This is a genomic window from Acinetobacter sp. Li1LvA2 (assembly GCF_056156705.1).
Genome location: NZ_JBSICF010000001.1, coordinates 227,933 through 251,480, shown reverse-complemented (window position 1 = coordinate 251,480; position 23,548 = coordinate 227,933). Strand labels below are relative to the sequence as shown.

Annotated in this window: 23 protein-coding genes; 6 read left to right on the top strand and 17 right to left on the bottom strand. The window is 36.4% G+C overall.

Translation table 11 applies throughout. From position 1 onward, the window contains the following. Positions 1 to 112 precede the first annotated feature (112 nt). Together ACS604_RS01165 and ACS604_RS01160 are read left to right on the top strand one after the other, a co-directional pair. A complete protein-coding gene (locus tag ACS604_RS01165) occupies positions 113 to 952 on the top strand; it encodes a PAAR domain-containing protein (RefSeq protein WP_474769555.1) in 840 nt (279 codons plus the stop codon). Continuing rightward, complete coding sequence (locus ACS604_RS01160) at positions 949 to 1,650, top strand: hypothetical protein (RefSeq protein WP_474769554.1); 702 nt, start codon at positions 949 to 951, stop codon at positions 1,648 to 1,650. The genes ACS604_RS01165 and ACS604_RS01160 overlap by 4 nt, the downstream gene beginning before the upstream one ends. 256 nt (positions 1,651 to 1,906) lie before the next feature. On the opposite strand, the gene ACS604_RS01155 is transcribed toward ACS604_RS01160, so the two are convergent. Further along, positions 1,907 to 2,395, bottom strand: a complete 489-nt coding sequence (locus ACS604_RS01155; protein ID WP_474769553.1) for a phage antirepressor KilAC domain-containing protein — start codon at positions 2,393 to 2,395, stop codon at positions 1,907 to 1,909. A 122-nt stretch (positions 2,396 to 2,517) separates the two neighbouring features. Then, positions 2,518 to 3,414: a DUF6387 family protein gene (locus tag ACS604_RS01150; RefSeq protein ID WP_474769552.1), complete on the bottom strand. Its 897-nt coding sequence runs from the start codon at positions 3,412 to 3,414 to the stop codon at positions 2,518 to 2,520. Positions 3,415 to 3,558: 144 nt separating this feature from the next. Here ACS604_RS01150 and ACS604_RS01145 point away from each other — a divergent pair, with 144 nt between their 5' ends. Together ACS604_RS01145 and ACS604_RS01140 are read left to right on the top strand one after the other, a co-directional pair. Beyond that, the gene (locus tag ACS604_RS01145; protein ID WP_474769551.1) at positions 3,559 to 4,149 is read left to right on the top strand and encodes a hypothetical protein; all 591 of its coding nucleotides are present in this window, start codon (positions 3,559 to 3,561) and stop codon (positions 4,147 to 4,149) included. A 239-nt stretch (positions 4,150 to 4,388) separates the two neighbouring features. Next, positions 4,389 to 5,204 carry a hypothetical protein gene (locus ACS604_RS01140; protein ID WP_474769550.1) on the top strand — a complete coding sequence of 272 codons (816 nt, stop codon included), beginning with the start codon at positions 4,389 to 4,391 and terminating at the stop codon, positions 5,202 to 5,204. Positions 5,205 to 5,349: 145 nt separating this feature from the next. Here the strand turns inward: ACS604_RS01140 and ACS604_RS01135 are convergent, their stop codons facing one another. Next, the gene (locus ACS604_RS01135) at positions 5,350 to 6,291 is read right to left on the bottom strand and encodes a Tle-like phospholipase domain-containing protein (RefSeq protein ID WP_474769549.1); all 942 of its coding nucleotides are present in this window, start codon (positions 6,289 to 6,291) and stop codon (positions 5,350 to 5,352) included. Positions 6,292 to 6,412: 121 nt separating this feature from the next. Next, on the bottom strand, positions 6,413 to 6,967 hold the full coding sequence (locus ACS604_RS01130) for a TetR/AcrR family transcriptional regulator (RefSeq protein ID WP_474769548.1): 555 nt from the start codon (positions 6,965 to 6,967) through the stop codon (positions 6,413 to 6,415). Positions 6,968 to 7,775: 808 nt separating this feature from the next. Between ACS604_RS01130 and ACS604_RS01125 the strand changes: the two genes are divergently transcribed. Next, positions 7,776 to 8,216: an HD domain-containing protein gene (locus tag ACS604_RS01125; protein WP_474769547.1), complete on the top strand. Its 441-nt coding sequence runs from the start codon at positions 7,776 to 7,778 to the stop codon at positions 8,214 to 8,216. A gap of 34 nt (positions 8,217 to 8,250) precedes the next feature. Here ACS604_RS01125 and ACS604_RS01120 read toward each other — a convergent pair whose 3' ends face one another. The 13 genes from ACS604_RS01120 to ACS604_RS01060 form a co-directional block, all read right to left on the bottom strand. Further along, on the bottom strand, positions 8,251 to 8,895 hold the full coding sequence (locus ACS604_RS01120; RefSeq protein WP_474769546.1) for a hypothetical protein: 645 nt from the start codon (positions 8,893 to 8,895) through the stop codon (positions 8,251 to 8,253). Positions 8,896 to 8,906: 11 nt separating this feature from the next. Then, entirely contained in the window at positions 8,907 to 9,878 is a 972-nt protein-coding gene (locus ACS604_RS01115) for a 5'/3'-nucleotidase SurE (protein ID WP_474769545.1), read from the bottom strand. 232 nt (positions 9,879 to 10,110) lie between these two features. Continuing rightward, positions 10,111 to 11,274: a hypothetical protein gene (locus ACS604_RS01110; RefSeq protein WP_474769544.1), complete on the bottom strand. Its 1,164-nt coding sequence runs from the start codon at positions 11,272 to 11,274 to the stop codon at positions 10,111 to 10,113. Then, the gene (locus tag ACS604_RS01105) at positions 11,267 to 12,595 is read right to left on the bottom strand and encodes a TolC family protein (RefSeq protein ID WP_474769543.1); all 1,329 of its coding nucleotides are present in this window, start codon (positions 12,593 to 12,595) and stop codon (positions 11,267 to 11,269) included. The genes ACS604_RS01110 and ACS604_RS01105 overlap by 8 nt, the downstream gene beginning before the upstream one ends. Then, complete coding sequence (locus ACS604_RS01100; protein WP_474769542.1) at positions 12,592 to 14,178, bottom strand: GH3 family acyl-acid amido synthetase; 1,587 nt, start codon at positions 14,176 to 14,178, stop codon at positions 12,592 to 12,594. Before ACS604_RS01100 ends, ACS604_RS01105 begins: the two co-directional genes overlap by 4 nt. After that, positions 14,175 to 14,963, bottom strand: coding sequence for a hypothetical protein (locus ACS604_RS01095; RefSeq protein WP_474770333.1), 789 nt, complete (start codon positions 14,961 to 14,963; stop codon positions 14,175 to 14,177). Before ACS604_RS01095 ends, ACS604_RS01100 begins: the two co-directional genes overlap by 4 nt. A gap of 188 nt (positions 14,964 to 15,151) precedes the next feature. Beyond that, positions 15,152 to 16,699, bottom strand: coding sequence for a DHA2 family efflux MFS transporter permease subunit (locus tag ACS604_RS01090; protein WP_474769541.1), 1,548 nt, complete (start codon positions 16,697 to 16,699; stop codon positions 15,152 to 15,154). Between the two features lie 24 nt (positions 16,700 to 16,723). Next, positions 16,724 to 17,785 (bottom strand): HlyD family secretion protein, encoded by a 1,062-nt coding sequence (locus ACS604_RS01085; RefSeq protein WP_474769540.1) that lies wholly within the window; start codon positions 17,783 to 17,785, stop codon positions 16,724 to 16,726. Between the two features lie 695 nt (positions 17,786 to 18,480). Continuing rightward, on the bottom strand, positions 18,481 to 19,941 hold the full coding sequence (gene iaaH, locus ACS604_RS01080; RefSeq protein WP_474769539.1) for an indoleacetamide hydrolase: 1,461 nt from the start codon (positions 19,939 to 19,941) through the stop codon (positions 18,481 to 18,483). A gap of 91 nt (positions 19,942 to 20,032) precedes the next feature. After that, positions 20,033 to 20,752, bottom strand: a complete 720-nt coding sequence (locus tag ACS604_RS01075; RefSeq protein ID WP_174759746.1) for a response regulator transcription factor — start codon at positions 20,750 to 20,752, stop codon at positions 20,033 to 20,035. Between the two features lie 192 nt (positions 20,753 to 20,944). Next, positions 20,945 to 21,373 carry a hypothetical protein gene (locus tag ACS604_RS01070; RefSeq protein ID WP_174732539.1) on the bottom strand — a complete coding sequence of 143 codons (429 nt, stop codon included), beginning with the start codon at positions 21,371 to 21,373 and terminating at the stop codon, positions 20,945 to 20,947. A 191-nt stretch (positions 21,374 to 21,564) separates the two neighbouring features. Further along, the gene (locus tag ACS604_RS01065; protein ID WP_474769538.1) at positions 21,565 to 21,939 is read right to left on the bottom strand and encodes a hypothetical protein; all 375 of its coding nucleotides are present in this window, start codon (positions 21,937 to 21,939) and stop codon (positions 21,565 to 21,567) included. Between the two features lie 166 nt (positions 21,940 to 22,105). Further along, entirely contained in the window at positions 22,106 to 22,804 is a 699-nt protein-coding gene (locus tag ACS604_RS01060) for a DUF4882 family protein (protein ID WP_474769536.1), read from the bottom strand. 238 nt (positions 22,805 to 23,042) lie between these two features. On the opposite strand from ACS604_RS01060, the gene ACS604_RS01055 reads away from it, so the two are divergent. Next, entirely contained in the window at positions 23,043 to 23,504 is a 462-nt protein-coding gene (locus tag ACS604_RS01055) for a CC0125/CC1285 family lipoprotein (RefSeq protein WP_474769535.1), read from the top strand. Positions 23,505 to 23,548 lie beyond the last annotated feature (44 nt).

Sequence of the window (23,548 nt, the reverse complement as noted above, 5' to 3'; positions counted from 1 at the left end):
GTATTATAAAATCACCAAGCAGAATTTTATAGCGGTTTAATAAAACTATACAGCACTGTCTACCCCTCTTTGCTATCATTCTGGCACTTCACTAAAATAAGAAGGAATAGTTTTGGCGACACCATATATAACTATAGGCTGTCCTACTACTGGCGGTGGTCAAGTAATCTCAGGGAATAGTATGTTCCTTATTGACGGAATTCCCGTTGCCTGTGTTGGCGACAAAGCAACTTGCCCAACTCATAAAGTTGTTGCAACTATTGTATCTGGCGATCCGTGCATGCAAATCTTTGGGAAAGCTGCTGCTCGAGTAAATGATTCACTCTCTTGTGGATGCAAATTACTGCCTCAACAAAACTTGGTTGTTCAGGACAATGGTGGTGGTGCGGCATCATCAGCTTCAAAATCATCATCAACTCCAATTTCACAGAAACAACCAGCCACAGACAGTTTTGTTAAAGATGAATATGAGAACTACTACATCGAGCAAAACACAACAAAATATGTAAAATTTACAAATGGTATTTTCCCGTACGATGAGGATAAGAAAAATATTTTTGGGGCAATTAGTCAGGCTGTTTCAGGTGTATGTACTTTCATAGTTACTTATATTCTAAAAGGGCAAGAATTTTTCGTGACAGTTTCTATGCTTCCTCCAACATTAAGCGGTGATGCTACAATTTTTCCATACGCAACACTTGATCTTGTGCATAACAATCAGAGTTTAGGAAAAACACGTTTGGAAAAGGGAAAAGGCATTTGGTCAACAGAAAACTCTAAGGAGCCTGTAGGTCAGTGTAAGGTAACTCTACCTAAACCTGATTTATCAACTATAGAAGCAACTTTAACTATGGGTTACACCGCAAAATTTGATGGTGGTACTGTTCGACCAAACCCACCTCACACTCGCTTCTCTTTTACTTTAAATTCAGCATCAAGACGTAAATCATGAATAGAAAATTAATCAGTACTATTGTTCTCATTTCTGTATTTGGAATTACTGCTTGTAGCAAGGCATCAAATGAACAAACAAAGGTAGATACTACTGCGAAAAGCAGTTCTCAAAACGTAAAAACTGAACTATCCGCAAGTGATAAAGCAATTTTAGATAGATATGAAACAATCACAAATGAAGTTGTGATTTCTGGTGAAGATGAAAAGATAAAACAAAATTTAGCACCTTTAATACCTGAAATTAAAAAAGTTACTGCCAAAAAACAAAGAGAAATGGCATTGATGAATATTTATATGCTGTCTGGTATGTACAAAGAAGCTTATGAGTTAAATGAGCAACAGATCAAAGAGAACCCCTTGCCTCAACGGATAATGTTTAGATGTACATTGCTTGAAAAATTAAATGAGACCAAAGTAAAAATTCAACAGTGTCACGAAGCTTCTGCTCAACTCATACAAACCGAATTGAGTAAATCATCTAGCAAAAATGATCCCCAGTACAGAGACGCCGAATTTGTATATTTAACTGAAATGTATAAAGCTGGTCACACTGACTATAAAGCTAAAATACAGAAATTTATTGATGAAACTAAGGATGTCGCATCAAAAGATAGATATAAGTCTTTGTATGATGAAGATATTGAGTCATTTTATGGTACTGATTCACCAAATTATGTACCAGAATCATTAAAGTAAAACTTAAGTGAAAAGCCCCGAATATTCAGGGCTTTTTAAATTGCTTTAACTTAAATAGAAACATCTGACTAAAGCACTCTAAACTGGCTATATATTTCGTTAGTAAACCATGACCTTCAGCAACATAACTGGCATCGTAGACTTGATTTTTCCCAAACCCTTATACGATACTGTTCAGTGTTAATACTCCTTGTTAGCAATCCAAAGCCCTTTGATTCCGCCAAGAATTCTCTGAAGGGCTTTTTTATTGCCTAAATTATGCATTATTGTTTCCTAGAAGCTTTGAAAGCTTGGTTAAACCCTTTGGTGTTACTCTCACCTGCTCTGTGATTTTGAGCGTCCCATCAGGCAGCTGGATATCCTTTACTTTATGTTCTAAATATCCCGCTTTAATTTTCTCTTGATAGGCAACCCAATGTTTGCTGCCATGACGTTTGTAAATCCAGTCATTCATGTGAAGCCACTTATTAAATTTATGTGGTTCTTGTTGTAAAACTTTAGCAGCATCAGTTAGGCACAAACTTCCCTCTGCTGTAGCAATACGGTCAAAGGCTTCAACTGTAGGTTGCATAACTTCAACTTTATGCTCCAGTTCAATCACTTTTTCTGAATAGGTCAGTAAAGCATTACGTAAAATATTTGGATCTGCTAGTAATTGCATTGGATCGGTCGGTTGAATTTGCTCTGTTGCTACCGCGTCAAAAGTACGGATGACTTTTAGATTGAATGCAGCACTAATACTCATAAAAAAGCCTCATCGTGTGGATGAGGCTAGTATGCGATTGTTTTTTAGAGCTTTAAAGGATAGTAAATAACTTCATAAATTCCGATAAAGTAAATATTTAAAATTTTCCGGAAAGCTTTAATTCAAAATTTTTCCATATTTTTGATATCTTCATAGGCCAAATAACTTAGAGCATCTATATAGCTAAGCTCAGTAACATCATCTGCACCATCAAATACCATTTGTTCTAATATTCTTTTTCTTATCGGTTCAACACTTTTTCTCAATGTATCCTCTCCATATTCACCTTTGTGGTATAAAACAGAACAAATTACAGCATTTGTTATTTTAATATTTTCGGCTAATTCAAGAATTTTTAAATCCATATAAGGCAGTAGTTTGTAAGATGCCCAATTTAGCAAATCTTTTTTAGATAAAGATTTATTTTTTTCATTAAATCCAAGCTTTTCTCTGATTTGCGCCAATATTTTTTTAAACTCATCGAATATAACATGATCAGGATAATAAGGGTTTATAGTAATTGGATAATCATATTGTTTTATATTAAATTTAAAATGGGATTTTAATATATCCATGACTGGATAAAATGGTTTATCGTCCGTCAGCCATTTTAATTTTATCCCACTATTTTCAACTATTCTTTGAATACTTTCAAACTCATCTTCATATAACTCATTTACAGGTAAATGCTTATACATAAAGTAGTAATGATCAGAACTTGAAATTTCTAAATCTATAATATCATTATTATGTTTTTTATATTTCAAACTTAAATCTAAACTCATAGGATTATCCAAATGAGATAAAATTATTAAAGACATTGCTTCCTGCTCTTCAATATCTGTTAGCTTATCTGTTCCAATCCAACTAGCGAGACCAGTGTCTAAAATATTATGCAGTAGAAATCTTGTCTGTATTAAAAAAAACCATTCAAAAGCAGATAACTTGTCCATATCTGGGTATTTATTTATGTCAAATATTTTTGGCAAATCATCCGTACTTTTTATTAATTTTCTCAAAAAATAGTCTCCAACTTATAAGTTATTACTTAAATATACCCCAACTTGAAGCATTTGTGGGGGTGGAAATTACAAGTAAGGTTCTGTATTATTTAAAAATCACGGCTTACTTACACTCTATTTTTAAATACCTCTAGAAAAAAAATGAAAACAAAAGTGGATCTAATATGTGAAATGATAGTTCTTTATGGAATTATTCTTATTGTATGTATCTTTATATATCTGATATTCCAATCATTAGTTAGCTTAAACTTATTTGATAAACCTTCTGATTGGTCATCAGTTTTGACAGGATTACTCTCATGGTCAGCAACTATCTATACTCCCATTGTAGCCTACTTGTTGTTTACTGATTGGCGTGAACAAGAACATAAAAAATTGATACGTGATCAAGCAATAGAGTCTATTAAAACTTTACAAAGATATATAACAATTAACCTTCATCTATCTCATAAAGAAGAAATAACAGTCAATGAATTCGAAGAATTACAATCAGTATATTATGCTGCTTACCTCTCAGTGAACATGCTTCATAAGCTTACAAAAAGTAAGGAGTTTCTAGTGTTTCAAGAAGAAATACAGGGATCTTTTAAGACAGTATTGAGTTACAGAGAATTGATTATGAGTGGAGAAGTTGATTTTCTTGTTGGTAAAGAAATTATTAGGGCGGCTGTAAATTCCACTTCAGCTATATACAATAAAATAAGTGATTACATGGATATAAATAAAATTTAATTTATACTTCCGAATATTTTTATGTTTTTTAACTAACAACCTTTGTCCGATCTATTCCTTATTTCTCGGATCATTAGAAGCAACCCGGCACTTATCTTTTTGGTGATCCCATGCACCGCCTGAATCAGCCCAAGCATCTTTCATAGTAGTATTATCAAAAATACTTATTTTAAAACGCCCTAGTTTGATGTATTTAATTATTTACAACCTACTTAAAACTAATAATTGGGCTTAGAAATATGAAAAAATTTGGCATCTGCAAGTTAACTGGTGAATATGGCCAGTTTATTAAATCGCACTTAATCCCTCAAGCCTTAACAAAGCCAGAAATAAAAGGAGGGATTATGAAAGAAATAGGCGAAGGTTTAAGGGCAAAAAAAGCCACTTCAAGTTGGTATGATTCTGAAATAGTAACCAAACATGGGGAAGATATACTTACCGAGTTTGATACTGCAGCAATAAAAGAATTACGAAAACACAAATTAATTTGGAGTAGTTGGAATGATAGTGAATTACCTGAAAATCTAATGGATAAAATAAGTGATATCCATGGAATACGAAAACTTGAGGAAGTAGACCATAAAACTTTAAGATTATTTATTTTAAGTCTACTATGGCGCTCATGTGTTTCAAAAAGAGCTGGGTTCAATGAAATTTGTTTACCTGAAGACGAGTTAAGAATATTAAAAGAAATGTTGATAAATCGAGAGGCTGGACAGTACTTTTATTTTCCAATCACACTGGTACAGTTATCAACAAAAGGAAAAATCCACAATCAAACTCCATTCATTGATGAATTAATTGTTAAGCCTATTTTTGACGAAGACATTGAGAAGTCATATCCTATTATAAGATATTATTTTGATGGTTTAGTTGTCCACATACGTTTAACTAAAGATGAAGAGAGTGCCAAAAACGTAGGAAATATGTTTATAGGCAAGGATAAAGATTTACTATTAACTACAGTGACTTATGATGAATCATTTCAAAATCAGAATATGAAAGCAATTCAAAACCGCCATATATTTGAAGCTACAAACGGTCTTTTAAAATAGATATTTATCTGATCATACAGCACTTTTTAAAGTGTTTTACGCAGATTGAGATATTTACATTATTATTGAACGTATGAGCTATGCATCCTGAAAACAGAATGCATAGCAAAACTATAAATTTATAGAGAAATTCGATTAGCAACCTTTATTTTATTCTGCACGAACTAAAGTGAGTATTCCTTAAAATTTCCAAAGGCTCATTTTCATCAAGTTTATTTATACGCGCATCTAACTCACCTGCCCACAATAAGTCACGAAAGAGAATGTATCTAAAATGTCCTTGAACAGGATTAGTTTTATATAATTCTACTCGATTAACAAACTGTGATTTTGGAGCAGGAATCCAGTCAGAACCAAAAAAATAATGAGCTGTTAAACTTCTTGTATATCTTACAGCCTCAAGATAGTTTGCAACTAACCAGAATCTTGGATCTCTTAAAGTTGAATTAGCCATAGTTTTCTTTTCGGCTTTAGAACGTAAATCATAAATACGGCCACTTGGATTAAATGTCCATACCTCTGAAACTAAACTAGAGGTATCTTTATGTAAAGCAACATGTGCTGCAAGGGCTCCTCCTAAAGAAAAACCAGTAACAATTATTTTATGAACATCTGGATATTTAACCGATAGGTCTTTAAGTAGTTCTCGTGCTTGATTATATTGAGATTGATCCTTCAGAAAATCTGCTTTAATCCAGTCTTCCCAAATATCATTTGATTGTGAACCTGTATAAGCAATCACTAAAGCTTCAATTTGAGCGGGATGATTTTTGTCATATAGCAAAAATGCTCTTGCTTGGAAGCCATCGGTACCCAAAAATGGATCAGGCTGAATAGGTTTTAATCTACTAGGGATGCCTATCCAATGATCTTTATCCTCATTCTCGTTTCCTTGTAAAGCTAAGGCTGCTGCTGTTACATACATGTAGCCTTGCCTTGCAGCCGCTAACTCATCATCTCCAAACTGTCTAGAATCCTCTTTTAAAAAAGGTTCATTGCACCAATATGCACCTGGAGCTTCGTGGGCAAAAATCGAACAACCACCCAAGATAGTAACAGTAGCCATTAAAAGTATAGTTTTTAGCATTATTTTCTCTCCTTTTTGTTTTATGTCTTTATTAAATAAATCTTAGACCTATGTATTAATTAATTAAAGTTTAATCAAGAAAAATAATTCATAGTGAGAAACATCATTTATTATTTGCACCTCACCCAAACCCCAACAAAAAATACTCAAGTAATCTCTTTCGTTCATCTGGTTTGTTCGGATCTAAAAGCTGAACCATTGCCCCATCAATCACAAACAAAAACATGTGTGCATCTTGTTTTGAAGCATTTTCATTGCTTTTTAAAAGTAAATTATAGATTTCATTAATCAGCCAATTTCGATAATCAACTACGGTCTGATAAGCCTTGGGATGTGTTTTAGCAATTTCAAAAATCGCTTTAAACGGCAAATGGTAAAGCCCATCTAAATCGGCATGTAAGTAATAAATTTTGCGGAGTTTTTCAACTAAGGTTAATTCTTTTTGAACATTGATAATCGACATGACCTCGTGTTTAAGGCCATCTTTTTGAAAGGTTAGACTCATTTCAATGAGGCGTTCTTTTGAGTGAAAGTAGTTATAAAATGTAGCTTTAGGGATTTTTGCCGCCTCAATAATTCGATCTACACCGACATTGTGAAAGCCGTATTTGTTAAATAAATATCTTGCCGAATGAAGTACGCTTAAAGCACGAAATGGAAGGTCTGAATGTGGCATATTTTTACCGTTATAAAATTATTGTTGTATATAAATGAGATATAAAAACCGCTGCCTTTGGGAGAAAAAAAGGCATAGCAAAGCCGTAAAGACTGTGCCCAGCACATCTCAAGTTTTAATTGTCTAAGTTTTAAGTAATAACGAGCTAAAGCCTGAAATAGCCTTATGGCGATCAAGCTTCGTTAAGTGTTTTAAGCTGTGTTGTTATAGCTTTTGGCAATGGCTGCCAAGAAATGATGAATGTGCAAAGCCAACTCCTTATATAGGGAGTTCTGCCAGAGCATAAGATTTATGGTGGCAGAACGGAAGAGGGTTCGCAGACTGGTTAAGACTCCAGCACACCCGAGGGTGTCCCTCTCCCGTCCTACCGCAACGGGAGGGAACGAGGAGATGCTCACACAAAACTATTCCTCAGAAGAAATAATCCTGATGTGGTCTTAAAACGGTCTGCGACAACCGACTGGCAATGTAGGCCAGCCCGCAAATGGTAATCTCCAATATTTGAAGTGTCAATGTGAAATTGGCTAGAAATTATTTAAATAGTTATTATTTTTCATTTAATTAGATAATTAAGGAAATTCTTAAGTAATATTTACAATCTAGTTTTATATCATTAAGTTAAAGTTTAAAATTTTAGAAAGTTAAGTTTTAAATTGGCTCCTCTCAACTAAGAATGAATAAATAAAAATGGGTGATTACTCTTATTAAGAAGTATTTGTATGGGGGGCTATTCAGTATAAAATTGTATTTAAACGCCCAATCTCACCAATTAGATCGTGTCATATACTTAAAGTGATAAGAGCAAAAAATGACTCAAAATAAAGTTGAATTAGCAGAGAAATTATCAAAAGAATCGCATCAAGGTCAAAAGTATGGTCCTCATGATTACTTTGATTACCACATTAAAGGTGTGGTCAATTCATTAATTGAGCATCAATTTTCAGAAGTCTATATTGTTACAGCCCTTCTACACGATAGCGTTGAAGACACACCTCTTACGCTAGACAAAATCGAAAGTTTGTTCGGAAAAGAAGTCCGTGATGCTGTTGATGCATTAACTAAACGGGAAACTAAAACACGCGAAGAATATTTAATTCGTTGTAGTTCGAATCCGATCGCTCGAGTTGTGAAACTTCATGATGCAGCCTTTAATGCGCATAACTCGCATAAGGACAATAATCACTCACGTGTAGATTATTACCTTCAAACCATGTTAATTGTTTCAACGGCGCAAGATAGATTGGAGTAAAAAGACAACGAAATGAATCCGTTGCCTTTTATTTTTAAGATTGTGCAAATGCCCAAATGTCTTTTGATGCAACTGTGTCAGATACGAGTCTAAAGCTCATAGGTTCTAAGTCTTCATCTACCACAACATAACCTTTCGAGTTATTTTTTAGCGCATCACACTTGTTATCGGTAAGTTGATAGTTTGCTGTGTCCGCTAATGCACTTTCAGTAATAACACCCGTAAACACACAATTTGGGTCTTTCGAGACAATCTGTCCTTGTGCATTAACTTCCGCATTTACCGTTGTTCCATCTGGAAAAGATAAATCGTATGTACCAGCCAATTGATTCAGCGTAATTTTCTGATCATCAATTTTTTCATAATGTGCTAATTCAACAGTCATCGCTTGATTAGACTGATTGCTCTGCCAAGCTTTGGTTTTTACGTCATAACTCATCACAATTTTGGCACGGTTTTCGTCATCATCTAAAACCAATAATTTAGAACCATCTGCACCAGAATAATATTTACCCGCCATTGGTAATTCTTCATCAGTTTCGGTACTAATAATATAAGTACCGACATCTAAACTCGGAGCTAAGGCAGGTTTTTCAGTCGAGACTTGGTCATCATGGTCATTGTCATTACAAGCCGCCAATCCAAGCCCAAGAAGTAAAACCAACAAACAACGTTTCATGGTCTTTCCCCTTACTTGTTAAATAGGCTTTTTAAACGAATTTTGAGCCATTCTTGAGCTGCTGGTCGCTGGTCGTAAGCAACTTGCATTGCAGTCACAGCAATTTTGCTTTGCATTACGGCGCTTTCATCCGACATTTGAGCTGCGGTTGGAGCAGATGGTGCCGCATCAATTCCTAAGCCAAATTGATTGTTGTCTTTGTTGTCTTTAGTCACTTGGAACTTCAATTTATATAAGTCATACGTCCCAATTTTTGAAAAAGCAAAAGGTGTGCTGGTTGTTAAATTTTTAGGAAAATTAACATTAAGCGTGATGCCTTTTGGCAACAATTGCCCTTTACCTGCCTTAGCTTGTAATTCTTTTAATAACACTACAGTTTGTTTTGCCACAATCGCAGAGTTAGGGTTGTTTAGAGTTTTATCATCTACCGTGTTTGTATCGGCACTTAAGGCAATAGACGGAATGCCACGTCCTGCCGAAAACTGTACATTGCCAATGGTGCCAGAGTGCACAACGACTTTTCCGACATTTTGTCCTTCATTCGGGCCAGATAAAACTAAGTCTGGCGCTTTACCCCAACGCTTTGGCGCAACCACATCCAGTCCATAAACTGTTGCCATCACTGGTGTGCCATGCGTGTAGTTCCAGTCACCATTGGTATAACCCGCTTTGGTAAAAGTTCCAGCAGCAGGTGCGCCGATTGGTGCTGCACCATTGTGACAACCATTTTCAGCCGCAATTTGCTTATCGTTATCTGCGGTAATCGTCGTTGAGCTATACATGACAATTGCGCCACCACGACCACTTTGTGGTGAACAAGGTACAGACACAAGCACGTTATGACCATTTGCTTTTAATTCATCATAGAGTGCTTTGACATTGCTGGTTAGACCGTCATCGTTAACCAATAAAATATTTAACGCAAAAGCTGGAGTTGTACACAAAGATAGAATCAGACTGCCCAATAAACTTTTTTTCATCACTTAACTACCATGTTCTTAAATTTCGATTTGTATAGTAGTTGCGCTATATGTACGTTTAGTGACTACGCATCAATAAAAATTAAAATAATTTTCCATTAAAAATTAAATAATTATATTATAAATTATTGCTATATTTTCTTTTATAAAGTGATGTTCAACTTCAACGCTCGTATTCAAAATGACAAAACCCACTTTCGTGGGCTTCATTCAAAGTATCACTTCAAGCTTTAAATTAAATACGCCCAACTTCTAAGTATGGAATCAAGTTTTTATCAAAATGTGGTCGTGGGTCGCCCTCATAACTAATAAAACCATGCATACCTGTTAAGCGTTCACCTTTATAAAACTGGTTTAGCTGATAGCGCGGGTCTTTATGGGAAAGCGTAAAACTCACCACACCAACACCCTGCTGTTTTGACTTGTTATAGGCATCTTCAAGCATTTTATGATGTAAAGCTAAATCTTCTGGATGGCACATAAGCGTATGTAACACATGGTATTGAATAGAGTCACCGAGTTTAGGCAAACGCATGCCCTTAGTAATTGGTGTCAACAAGTTATAAACAGGTCTAAAAATTCCAATGACTGTACTGTAATGCAAGATTTTAGTTTGCTTAATACTATGCTGATCCCACAAGCCAAACATGCCCACCAGTTTTTCACCTTTAAAATAAAGTGAAAAGTCTGAGAGTTTTATTCCTGAAAAGTACCGATGACCTTGAGCCAGTTCTTCAAAGTTATAGGCGGGAATAAAATTATAAAACTCTGCCATGTCGCTAATAAACTGATTCATGGCTTCCACATATTCAGTTTCAGCGACACAAGTACGGATCTGTTGAATGTCACTCTGCTGAGAAGTCTGCTTTAAAAAAGCCGTGACTTTTCGTTTTGCGCCAGTGTCGGTCAGGCTTAATGTCTCAATGAGCCCTTCATCATAATAATCAGGCATTCCCGTTTTACCCGTTTGAATGGCAGCGCGCGCGGCGTGGTTATCATCAAAAATAATCATTTGGCTATAGTTCGGTTCATGCATGGTCTGTTTTACATGCTTACCTAATACCTTCACCAATGATTTACCCCGATAGCTGTGATCTACCCGTAAATCTCCCGCATATCTTAAATTTTGAATGGTTCGATCGACATAGCACGGACGGTAACCATTGCTATAACAAGCCACTTTCTTTTGGCTTTCGGTATCTTCAATCACAACATGCAGTTTATGCCGATAGACAATGTCGGACGCCTTAAAATAACTGGGTTCACGCTGAAAGCTAATTTGTATACCTTTGGTGGTCATGGGTACGGCGATTAAATCTCTTAAAGCCTGATCATCTGCCAAAGTTGCTTCTCTGGTAATCAGCGTATTGTCAGCAAGTGGTGGATTTATTTTATTCATTATTCACCTGTTGTGCGGTCTGTACAGGAACTAAGTTATTTAAACGTCCCATTTGGTCGAGTAGCTGATAAACAAACACCACTTCGTCTTGGTCATTCACAGTTTTCTGAGTTTCTGCATCGAGTAACTTTTGTTCGGTATTGAGCAAATCAAACGTGGTTTTGGTGCCAACATCAAACTCTTTACGCGTGTAGACAAAGGCAATAGACGCAGCCTCTATGGCATTTGCCAATGCTTCTTTATTTTGTCGAATGGTTTGAAGCTGCGCATAGGTCGTACGTGTACGCTTATTTAAATCGAGTTCAAGACTTCGCGTTTTTTGGTTAGCCAAATCTATATCGGCCTGTGCTTTTTTTACATTGGCCCGATTTAAACCATCGTCATAGAGCGGTACATTGAGCTGCACCCCAACCATATAGTTATTACTTTCCGAACCAATATAGCTTGCTTCATCTTGTTTTCCGGCACGGCTGGTGAGCATGACCGTTGGCCAGAGTTCGCGTTTAGTTAAAGCATATTGTTTCTCGGCAGCCTGCTTTTCGTATTTGCTACGCATTAGAGCCGGATGGTTCTTAGTTTGCGCCAAAATTTCATCTAGGTTAGCGGGAATAACTGGCAGTTGTTTAATCGCAACAAGGTTGTCAGGCGTTACACCTGTCACTTGATAAAACTGTGCTTCGCTTACGGTCAAGTTAGATTGGGCCTGTGTAATATCGGCTTGTCCTTGTGCGACTTGCGCCAAAACCTGAGCCAAGTCCGCACGGGTAATCATGCCCACGTCAAAACGGCGCTTTGACTCATATAAAGACCGTTGTAGATTTGCCATAGTCTTCTGTCTAAGTTCTAAAATGGCTTTCTTTTTTAATACGTCGGTATAAACCATCACGGTGTTTAAAATGGTTTCCGATCTCTGATCTGACAAACCTTGGTTTTGTGCAGAGAGCTGACTTTCGGCAACATCAATTCCTAAACGATGTCGTCCAGAGGTATAAATCGGATAATCTGCCTGCAATTGTAAACTTCGACCTTTACGGTTTCCTTCGGTTGGAAACAAAACGTGTGAAGGCGTATCTATTCTTTCATAGTCCAGTTGCCCGACTAAATTGACTTTGAGTCCATCACGTTGCTTGGCTTGCTCAAGCATTGCGGAGGATTGGTTTACGCTTAAACGACTGACTTCAAGCTGACTTTCATGTCTTAAACTGGCTGACAAAGCCTCATCTAAAGTCATGGCTTGTACATTCGATACAACCAACACGCCTAGATACAAGGCGTGTCGAAGTGTTAAAAACCGAGTGTTAAATGGCTTCATCCCTTTCATAGTTGTTCCAAACTATTGAGGGTGACTTTTTTGAGTGGCTCAGGTTTGATATTGCCTTCGATAATGCCATCAAACATGACCAGTTTTTTGTAGGCATTCCAGCCATTATTGGTTTGGCGAATTTGAGGCTGGTCAAGCTGTCCCAAATTTCGCGCAAGCTCGTAGTGGAAGTTTTGACGCAAAATACTGTCGATATATTCGTTGCTAATGCTATGGTGAATTTCACCTTCAAAAAGCACACAATAAAATGGTTTGACCTCTTGCTGGGTATCAATCGCAAGTAAAGAAATCGCTTTTGATTCGGTTTCATTTAACTGAGATAACAACTGCTGAGCGGTTTCAGGCGCAAGTTTTTCACCGACCAGATCTACGCCAAAACGGCGGCCTTGGAACTCAAAACACGGGATTTGTTCTATAAAGCCAGTCACCCGTAAACAATCATCCAGACAGTAACGCAGCAAACCATTACCCGAAGTAATCAGTGGGCTGACCACATCACCCTCTTTAAGCTGCCATGAAGGAATGATTTGTCCTTGTTTATCACCTTCTAAATATTCAAATTCATAGAAATGACTTTGGTATGCGAGTGGATATTGGTCGTTATAGGGAATAGTCACTACACCTTCAGTCGCCCATAGACCTTTTCCTTCAAACTGCACACTGGGTAACTTCTCTTGTAATTTTTCGGCCCAAGCTTTTGAACCTGCGGTATCCCAACTCGACACTAAACTTAACTTTGGCCAGAGCTTTTTAAAGTCGATTTGTTCACCGTTTGAACTCGCAATTAAGGCTTGAGCACTTTCAGGGCTATGCGGTGCAGTGACTTCTTTTAAGGAAGCCTGACGGTTGCCCCATAAACCACTTTGTAAAACTTCAATCACGTCTTGTTGTAGCAACTCTAAACGTTCGAGCAATTGCAGCGCAAACGTTGGGCTCCACACCGAAATCATGGCTAAGTTACGGTTTGCGACCAAATAACAAATGGTGGCAAACAGTGCATCATCCGCGTTGGCCGCAAAGGCCACGTTACTTGGAACCGCTTGAGTAAACTTAGACAAAATTCGCTTACCTACACCGAGTAGCGCACTATCATCATTTAAGTTTTTATCTTTTAAAACTTCACGCTGACTTTCAGGCAACCATGACACCGACCAATAATGTGTGCCCGAACTCAACTGTGGGCATTTACGGTATAGACTCGCCATCCACGGTGCAATCGCATGGTCAAGCTCATCTAAAAACAACTTGGTGTATGGAATAAACTTGATTTGTTCACTCGAACCACTGGTCGGCTGGAAACGAACCAGTTTACTGCTAGAGAGTGAAAGTTTTTGTTCACGGTAACGTTGAATGTCTTCACGCCATGCGCCATAACGTGTCGCAGGAAATGCTTTTACAAACTGCTCATAGTTTTGAACTTTTTTATCTTTCGCAAACGTAGAGGTCTGTAAAATCGAATGCAAGATTTGACGTTGTGTCGCTTCTAAAGCATTAAACTGTTTTTGAAAATTACGGTCAGATGCATCACACCATTTTTTTAAAATTAAATGTGAGCCAAGTGTCAGCCATTCATTAGATTTCATTGGATGGCCTCTCTACGTTTTGTTTTAGAGGTTACACAGGCCTCAAATTTTCCCTTACTTGTAGGTTTAGTAATGAGCTTCACTGGAAAACGGGCAATATCTTTCCAGCCTAACCGACCAATACACGGTAGTTCTGTGCCTGCTTTCCATGTTGGATTCATCTGCTCAAAGAAATGAATATTTGGGTTCTTTTCTCTCATTTCGGCAGTAATGGGTGCGACCTCACCTTTTAATGGTTGATAGTCATCTCCAAAATTTAACAGGCCTGCATCTTTGTCATAATATTCGCCAAAAAATTTCTCACAGTAGTGTTCGACGACTTCCGAAAGATGCTGGTTTTCATCTTTAATATTTGGGTAATACACATAGTAGTTATTGGCAAGTAGCAGGTAAGTTTTATAGCCTTTAGAAATCAGAAGCCAATAGAGTTCGTTAAATGGATATTTCACTCTTAACTTGATCATGAGTTTGAGCATAGTACTTTGCAGACTACGCGTACCCCAAAACTTCTTCAAAATGACCGTATCACCACTAAATAATACGGTGTAGTCCTTACCGTTTAAGTAGAAATGCTGCACCACAACGGTAGAGAAGCCCACAATCTCATTTGTTTGTGAATCAAAAATTAAGATTGCACCACTTTTATTTTGGAAATCATCTACGAAAATAGAAAATCTCGTATTTTCATAATACTGTTCGTAAATGGAATACATCACTTTTAATCGCTCAGTATCGATTTGCTCTTTTTCAAAATATTGACCATAAGTCGTGTTTTTCAGGTTCAATTTTGAAATTAGTTTATACGTTGTATTAATCATAATCCTTTAACCTTCCACCTCTAATTTGCGAGTTCCCCGATCTCATCAACCGATTTTAGAAAACTCATCTCAATGTTCTTTTTCTATGAAGGGATACGTTTTGATATGCCCTATTGTTTTTCATTCTTTGAAAGCTGCTCTTTATTTCTAAATCGCTACATGTTCATTTTCTTCCCCCGATCCATAAAGATGGTTAAAAATGCAGTCACAAACATGATGATTGCGAGCATGCGTAATAAGTCATTAAAACTAGATGTCAGTGCCTGAAAATGAATGTCACGATAAATCACGCTGAGTGCGATTTGCTGTGCATTTGAGCCAACTTCCTGATATTGCGCCGTGAGTTGGTCGAGTCGTTCTGTAAAGATCCAGTTTTGCGGTGTCATCGACTGATTAATCTGGGTGACATGTAGTGCAGTTAGCCAATCTAATGATGAGTTAATCAGTGCTAGCCCAACCGCGCCGCCGATATTACGCATCAGGTTATAAATACCGCTGGCATCGGCTACTTTGCTGAGTGGCAAAGTGCTCATGGCTAAATGAGAAACCACAATCAGGCAGATCATGAGACCAATACCACGGTAAATTTGCGGCCAAAACATAAAGTCATAATCACTATGAATGCTGAGGTGTGAATTGAGCCAAACACCAAATCCCGCCAAAATCATTCCAACAAATACGGTTTTTCGGGTATCAAAATTTGGAATCAGCCATGCGAGGAACGGCGCAAAGCAGAACATGACAATGCCTGTCACCATCATGACGTGACCAATTTGGCTACTGTTCATTTCACGGACTTGCCCAAGAAACACGGGAATCATGTAACCCAAGCCATAGAGCGCCATGCCAATCACAAAAGTTGTGATAGCACTTAAGGTAAAGTTTTTGTTTTTAAATACGGATAAATCGAGCAAAGGTTTAGGCTGGGTAAAACTTCTAGAGAAGAAAATCATGCCGCCCACAACGCAGATCATGAAAGCAATACGAACACCTGTGTCTGCAAGCCAATCATGACGTGCGCCTTCATCAAGGAAATATTCAAGCCCACCCAAAAACATCGCCATACCAACGAGGCTAAACCAGTCCATGCTTTTGATGAGTGAATAGTTCGCGCGGTCGATATTTGGACCCGAGTAGATGACCGTAGCAATGATAATGCCCGGAATAATATTAATCAGGAACATCCAGTGCCATGAGAAGTTATTGGTTAACCAGCCGCCAATGGTTGGGCCAATGGCCGGACCCAAAGTACTGATCATTCCAAACATCACCAAAGGCAAAGAACGTTTTGCTTCAGGGAAAAGTAAATACAATGCAGTCATGGAGGTCGGAATCATGCCACCGCCCATAAAACCTTGAATGCCACGAAAAACCAATAAACTTTCTAAGTTCCATGCCAACGCACAAAGTAAAGAACTGACCGTAAAACCAATTGCACAGATGGTGTAATACACCCGTGTTGAAAGCACCCGCGAGACAATACTCGACATTGGAATTGCAATAATCTCGGCAATTAAATAAACCGTTTGCACCCAAGTGACTTCGTAACGACTTGCACTCATTCCAGCTTGAACTTCGTTTAAAGAACTCGCCACAATCTGAATATCAAGAATCGCCATAAAGTTGCCAAAAATCATGGCCGCGAAAATTGCCCATGCCGTCTTTGCGGGAAACATCCACTCGGCTTCAACGTGCTTATTCATTTCTTATTACCTAAAATTTTATTATTAAGTTCTTAGGTCAACGGTGGCACTGACCGACATTCCAGGTTTTATCAAATCAATATGCGGGCTTGAATCTATGGCAATACGTACAGGAATGCGTTGTACAACTTTGTTAAAGTTACCAGTGGCATTGTCTGGTGGCATGAGTGAAAAAGTTGCACCTGATGCTGGTGAAAAACTCTCAATTTTTCCGCTATAGGTTAGGCTTGGATAGGCATCAAGTTTGAGTTCAACTTTCTGACCAATATGCATTTTTTCAATTTGAGTTTCTTTGAAATTTGCTTGTACATACAAACTATTTTCAGGAATGATCGCCATTAATCGAGTTTGCGGAGAAACACGTGAGCCTTTCTGGATTGCAAGACTACCGATTTTGCCGTCTACAGGACTGACTACTTTTGAGGAAGCCAGATCAAGCTGATATAGGTTTAAGTTTGCATGAGCACTTTGAATATCTGCTAAAAGCTGCGCTCGACTGGCTTGTAAGCTCCCCAACTGAGCTTCTGCTGCATTGACGGCGGCTTGTGCCTTGCTGAGTTGCGCTTGAGCTGTTAAATATTGAGACTGAATACCTTCAAAATTTTGACGAGTAATCACGCCATCTTTTAATAAATCTTGATAACGTTCAAAATCTTTTTTTAGGCGGGATAAATCTGCTTGCGCTGCCACTACACCACTATTTGCTTCCGTAATTGAAGACCGAGCAGACTTTTCATTTTGTTGTTGTACGCCAAGCGCTGCTTCTTTTAAGCTGACCACAGAACGGGCCTGATCATAGCGAGCTTGGTAATCGCGATGATCTAATACAGCTAAAGTTTCCCCTTTTTTTACCACCTGATTATCGTTAATTAATAACTCAATCACTTCGCCTGAAATCTTTGGCATCACCCAAGTAACATCAGCTTGTACATAAGCATTATCAGTAGATTGATAAAATCGGTATACAAAAAAATAATATATAATGCCTGCGACTAAAAATAACAGCAGGACACTAAAAACACCCCAAGTTATCTTTTTTCGACTTTGGAAATTAGTATCAGTTTCTAGCTGAGCTACGTTATCCATATTCATTCCGTTTATTTGTAATATTCGATTTTTTATTTACACCAATAAACTATTAGCGTCTTTTTTACGTAACTTTTCACTTGGTTTATTCAATGAATCGTGACAGCGTAAAATTTGGTGCAAATTATGGTTCTTAAATCCATTAAATATCATTGACCCTTTTGACATATATTTTTTCTATTTACGCCAATACACGGCATGCTATAAAAAATATGTTTAAAAATTATGTAATTTTATATTTTCTAAAAAATCTAATTATAAAAACCTTCTTCAAAAATTAATCTAAATAAATAAAATCAATAACTTATATATATTATTGTTTATACAAAAGTAATTAATTGATAGAAAAATTTATTGCACTAATATTAAAAACTAGCGTTTTCTTTGTATGACTTGTGTTGATTTAATTAGAGCAATATGTAATTTAAAGAAATTCTTCGAGAATTTTTATAATATTTATAGAAGTATAAAATATAAATATGCTGATTTATCAACAATATTAAAGCATAGCTTATTAAATATGTATTTTTAATATATTTATAATTAACCACATTAAGTGGAATACAGTAAAAATTTTCAGACTAAATCCAACTTATTTTGAAGAAACCAAGTACTATTCAAAACAAAATTAATCTAAAAAAGAGTTACTTTTAACTCTTTTTTATTTAAAAAATAGAGAATTATCAGTTTATTTTTTACTTATTTAAAACCTTAAATATTTCTTCTAAAGTCATCCCAATCGCAAGTATTTCACTATCTTGATGAGGTAAACCATCAATTTCTAATCCAACGGGTAGTTTCGATTTCGCTCCCTTTCCAATGGGTAAACTCAGCCCCGGTAATCCGATATTACTGCCGGGATCTGTATTTCGAATGAGTGTCTGAAAATTTTCAATTGAATTGGCTTGTTCGTTTGCGAGTGGCGCAACAATAGGTGATGTCGGAAGTAATAAAGCATGTAAGTTATGCGCTTTAAATGTGTTTTGGTAGAGTTCAAGCAATTGAGGCCGAGCTTCACTGATGGCCTTTTCATAGAAAGGTAAAACAGGAACAAGTTGTGCTGTCTGATCTTGAATTAATTGAGGAAGGATATTCTGTTTAAAAATTGCCTGAACATCTGGGCTTGAGATCTGATCAACTACAGTCTCAATAGTCAAATTTTCATGATGATGTTTTAAATATTCAATAAGGTCATATTTGCCTTCATAGATGACAACGGGAAATGAAATAGCGTGATTGAGTTGTTCTAAATTCGGCATATCGACATTAATAATTTCAACTCCTGCCTCTTTTAAAAGCTCAAGCGCAATATGCGCCTGCTTACGAACATCTTCGTCTAAATTATTCCAAAAATATGGATTGATACCGAGCCTAATTTGATAAGGCTGTAATGGTTCTTTCTTTGGTTCTTGAGTAATAAGCTGATCAATTAAAATAATGTCAGATACTGTGTGTGCACTCGGGCCAGCCGTATCCCGAGTATGTGAAATTGGGGTAATACTGTCTTGTGAATATCTTCCTACCGTTGGACGAAAGCCGATACAACCATTTAAGGCACTTGGCAAACGAATCGAAGCACCCGTATCTGTACCAATCGCAATTGGAACCATTCCAGCGGCAACAGCCACAGCACTACCAGAAGAAGACCCGCCAGCAATGTGTAATGAGTTTACGGCATTTCGTGTACCGACAACGCCTTCAATGTGCATGGCAGTATTATAACCTGTTACCCCAAAGGCCAATTCATGCATATTGGTTTTACCAACAATGATCGCGCCGTGCTCAATGAGCTTTTGAATAATCGGGGCGGAGCTTTTAGGCTTAAAATCAGCTAAAGCTGATGTGCCTGCACTATTTGAGAAACCAGCAACATGAATATTATCTTTAACCGCAATTAAAATGCCCATTAAAGCTGGACATGGTTTTCCACTCAGTAGATATTCATCCCAATATTGAGCTTGTTGAATTGCTGAAGCTTTATCTGTGCTAATAAAAGCATTTAAAGACTCTTGATTTTCAATAGCAGCAAAGTAGTGATGCACGAGTTCTTCACAAGATACTTTTCTCTCATAAATCAATTGAGTGATGACATCTACTGAAGCATTTGCTAAATCCTGTAATTCAATCCAATTATTTTTTTCAACTGCATTTGACATGGTGACTTAAAATCCATTTAAGTTGTGATCTTAAGAACTTACTACAAATGGCTTGATAATTCGTATCCTCAATATTGATGATTGCTTTGCTTTAATGTTGAATGAGTAAAGCCATTTCAGTGCGATTATTGCAGCCTATTTTTCTCATAGAATTATTCAGGTGGGTTCTTAATGTGGTAAAACCAATACCAAGTAAACTTGCCACCTCCTTATCACTTAAACCTTTAGAGACCAAATGAACCACTTCTTGTTCACGTGGAGTCAGACCATATTGTGTTGATAAATCTAGTGGTAAGGCTTGGGTAAAATAAGGTTCAAGCAGATTTAAGATTCTTTTTTCACGTTCACCAAACATTTCAGCGTCTTGTGCACGCCAAATGCGTAAATCACCAATATCCATACCATTTCGGACAAAATAAATATTTATACCGTGATACAAACCATAGGTTTTTAAAAACTCATTGTAATAGTCTGTTTTTTTCAGGTTTGCGAGATGCATGACCTCGTTTACAAATGTCGGTTTCTGGAGTTTATGAAGCTGTGCAGTAATAGGGTCATTAAATTGCCAAATACACTCATAATCCTCCATCGCTTTTGGGTCGATTTTCCATATCACCCCTTTTGTCGATAAGTTATGCGTTGAATCCCAAATATAAGACGCGGCAAAATCAGCCCGTAATAAGGTAGCAACATCTGCAATGATATTTTCACGTAGATTATATTGCCCTTTTCCTGAACCAAGTTTCCATAATATTTCAGAAAACAATGTAAACTCAGACGGGCTGAAATCCTTTTCTAAAAATACGGTCATCGTTTACCTATTTAACGAAATCCATTGAATTTTAAGAAGATCGGTTAAGTGCTTCCTTTGAACTTAATACCCATCTCATCCTTTTCTATAACATATCCATTTTTTGATTTGGTAGCCAAAATTGAATACATCTATCAACCAATTGCATCTCTATATGGTGCTCTTTTAACTGTTGATATGCCTTTTGTGAAATTACTTATCTAATAGGTACAGAAGGGTTCGATCAACTTTTCTCTCTTTTCTTTTTTGCTCAAGTTCCTGTTGATATTCTTCTTCTGAAATTACTTTTCTATTAGGTGTAGATTCAATGTATGGTGAATAACCCCTATTATTAGCATACTTATTTTCTCTGTAATATTGTGATTTATCATAATCAGTCATATTCGCCGTTTGGAATAGAGCGTCATTACCTCGCTCTGCCCTTTTAAAAATTTGATTTGTACGATCTATTTTTTGTTGATTTGATAACTCAAAAAAATCTACTTTCTCACGACTGTTATTATTTTGAATCCCTTCATCCTTACCAATTAAGATAGAAGGTTTTTTTTCGAAAAAATCATCAGCACTGTACACTGGACTAATAATCAATAAACTTATAAAAATTAATAATATTCTACCCATAAAATTTTTGTGCTCATTACAAAATATTGGAATACGTAAATATTATATAAATTTAGTAAAAAATCTATTGTCCTACATCTTATTCTTTTGGTTTTTTCTTTACTTGTAAATAAACTCGTTAAGCTTGTAGAATCAATAAAAAAGCTCGCCTATGCGGGCTTTTCAAAATGGAATCTTTTTATTTTTCAATTTTAGAGTTTATATTGACTCATCAATAAGCTCACCAGATAAACATTTATTGAGAATTTTTTTTTAAAGCGACTGATCATCATTTCATTTTCAAAGTCATTTTCTTTGATATTTTCCTTATAAACTTCAATTAAAATTTTATTCATGACTGTTTCAAATGCGGTTTTTACTCTTTCAGAATTATACTTACGTATTCCCATGAATTTTCTGAGCGCTTCTTTTTCCTGACTTAAGGTTACACCTGCTTGTCTCCTTTCCATAACTTTTACTGCTTGTACGCTTATATTTTCACACGATGTTTGAAGGCTAGGAGTATCAGAATATGCCATACAGCCATTTGAAGCGATGATACAAGTTAATAATAAATATCTTTTCATTTTTAATCTAATAAATTAACTTAAAGTATATTACCAAAATACATCAGATATTTATAAACAAAAAAGCCCATCTTTCCATGAGCTTTTAAATATCTTATGTGATCTTTATTTACACTTCGACCACTATAACGCAAAAATAGCATTTACCCAGTACAGGGCCAAGTTCTTATAAAGAATTCCCACATATATCTGTAGCTCCTGTAGGATAGGTATATTGCAATAATGAATGATCGGTAATTAATTCCATCGTCACTTCTTTTCCTAGGCTCGAAGAACTACTTGTAAAACCTGAGAACCCATTTAATAACGCAAAACTAATATTATTGATTGGATCAGTAAAGGTCCACTTATATCCTTTATTTACTCCATTCAAAATATACCCAATCTGCTTGGATTGTCTGTTGATATACACACCAATTCTATTAACTCCACTACTTAAAGTTTCAAAGGATTGATATTTGGGTGTCGGGTTGCCTACCCCAACTAAAACGAGGTTCAAACCAGTACTATCCGATGTCGGAGTAAATAATGCTCCACTAGTAACTGTGCCATTCGTGCTAGAGCTATGAAGAAGCCATCCTGCTGTCTTTTCATTACCTGTCAAATTCGCAGGTGTTACAGATCTATATTCGAAAGCAATGATATTTGATGCAGGTAAATTGGTTGGACTATTAGTTGCTGCTTGACTTTCCAAAGAGTTATTAGCTTGAGTATAAGAAGTTAACTTCTGCCCTGTGAGTGTAACCAAACTGGACCATTGCCCACTATTAGAAGCTCCTGTTAACGTCATAGATCCAACATTACAATCAGCTAAAACAGGAAAAGGAAGTAAGCAAGACAATGCTAAAATTATCTCTTTTTTCATTTTTAGTACCTATAGATTAAGTTTAGTTTTATTAAATTTTTAAACCTAATAATTAGCATAAGATTTATATAAAACAAAAAAATTACGATAAAAGGCTCTGCACTATCAAATTTTAATTTTTTGGTATTTATAAATTCCAGAATTCGCATATTGATTACTTTTCGATATACTCATCAGGAAATATTCATGAAGATAAAAATAACTCTCTTCATCAACTCAAATAAAGAGAACTCCATAGATGAATAAAATTTTCCTATCCGTCCTTTTATTATCATTATCAGGGTGCGCTGTGTTATTTCCACCTGCTTATAATCCTGATGCTGTGATGTCACATTTCAGAGAAGGTCAAGCGAGTAAAGATTCCTTCTACGTCAGTTATAAAGGTGATCGTGGTAGCTCACCAGAACAAGCAAGAGATTTTGTCATTCTACGTGGGGCGGAGTTAGTCATGCAAAATGATTTTCGCTATTTTAAAATTCCAAAAATGAATCAAGGCACGCTTGTAAACTCAAACTATCAAATTGCTTCTGGGGTAAGAAATGATACCTATCAGCCTATGGTTGAAGCTCAAATCGTAGGAGTAAAAGAACCTGAAGCAGATACTGAAGTTCTAGATGCCATTAAAGTAGCGAAAGCATTAAGAATTAAATATCGACTTAGATATAAATTGACGCCATTAGAGCTAAAATATAGCTATTAATTTCTTGATGAAGAATAGTTAGCCAGAAATCTATCTGTTCACGT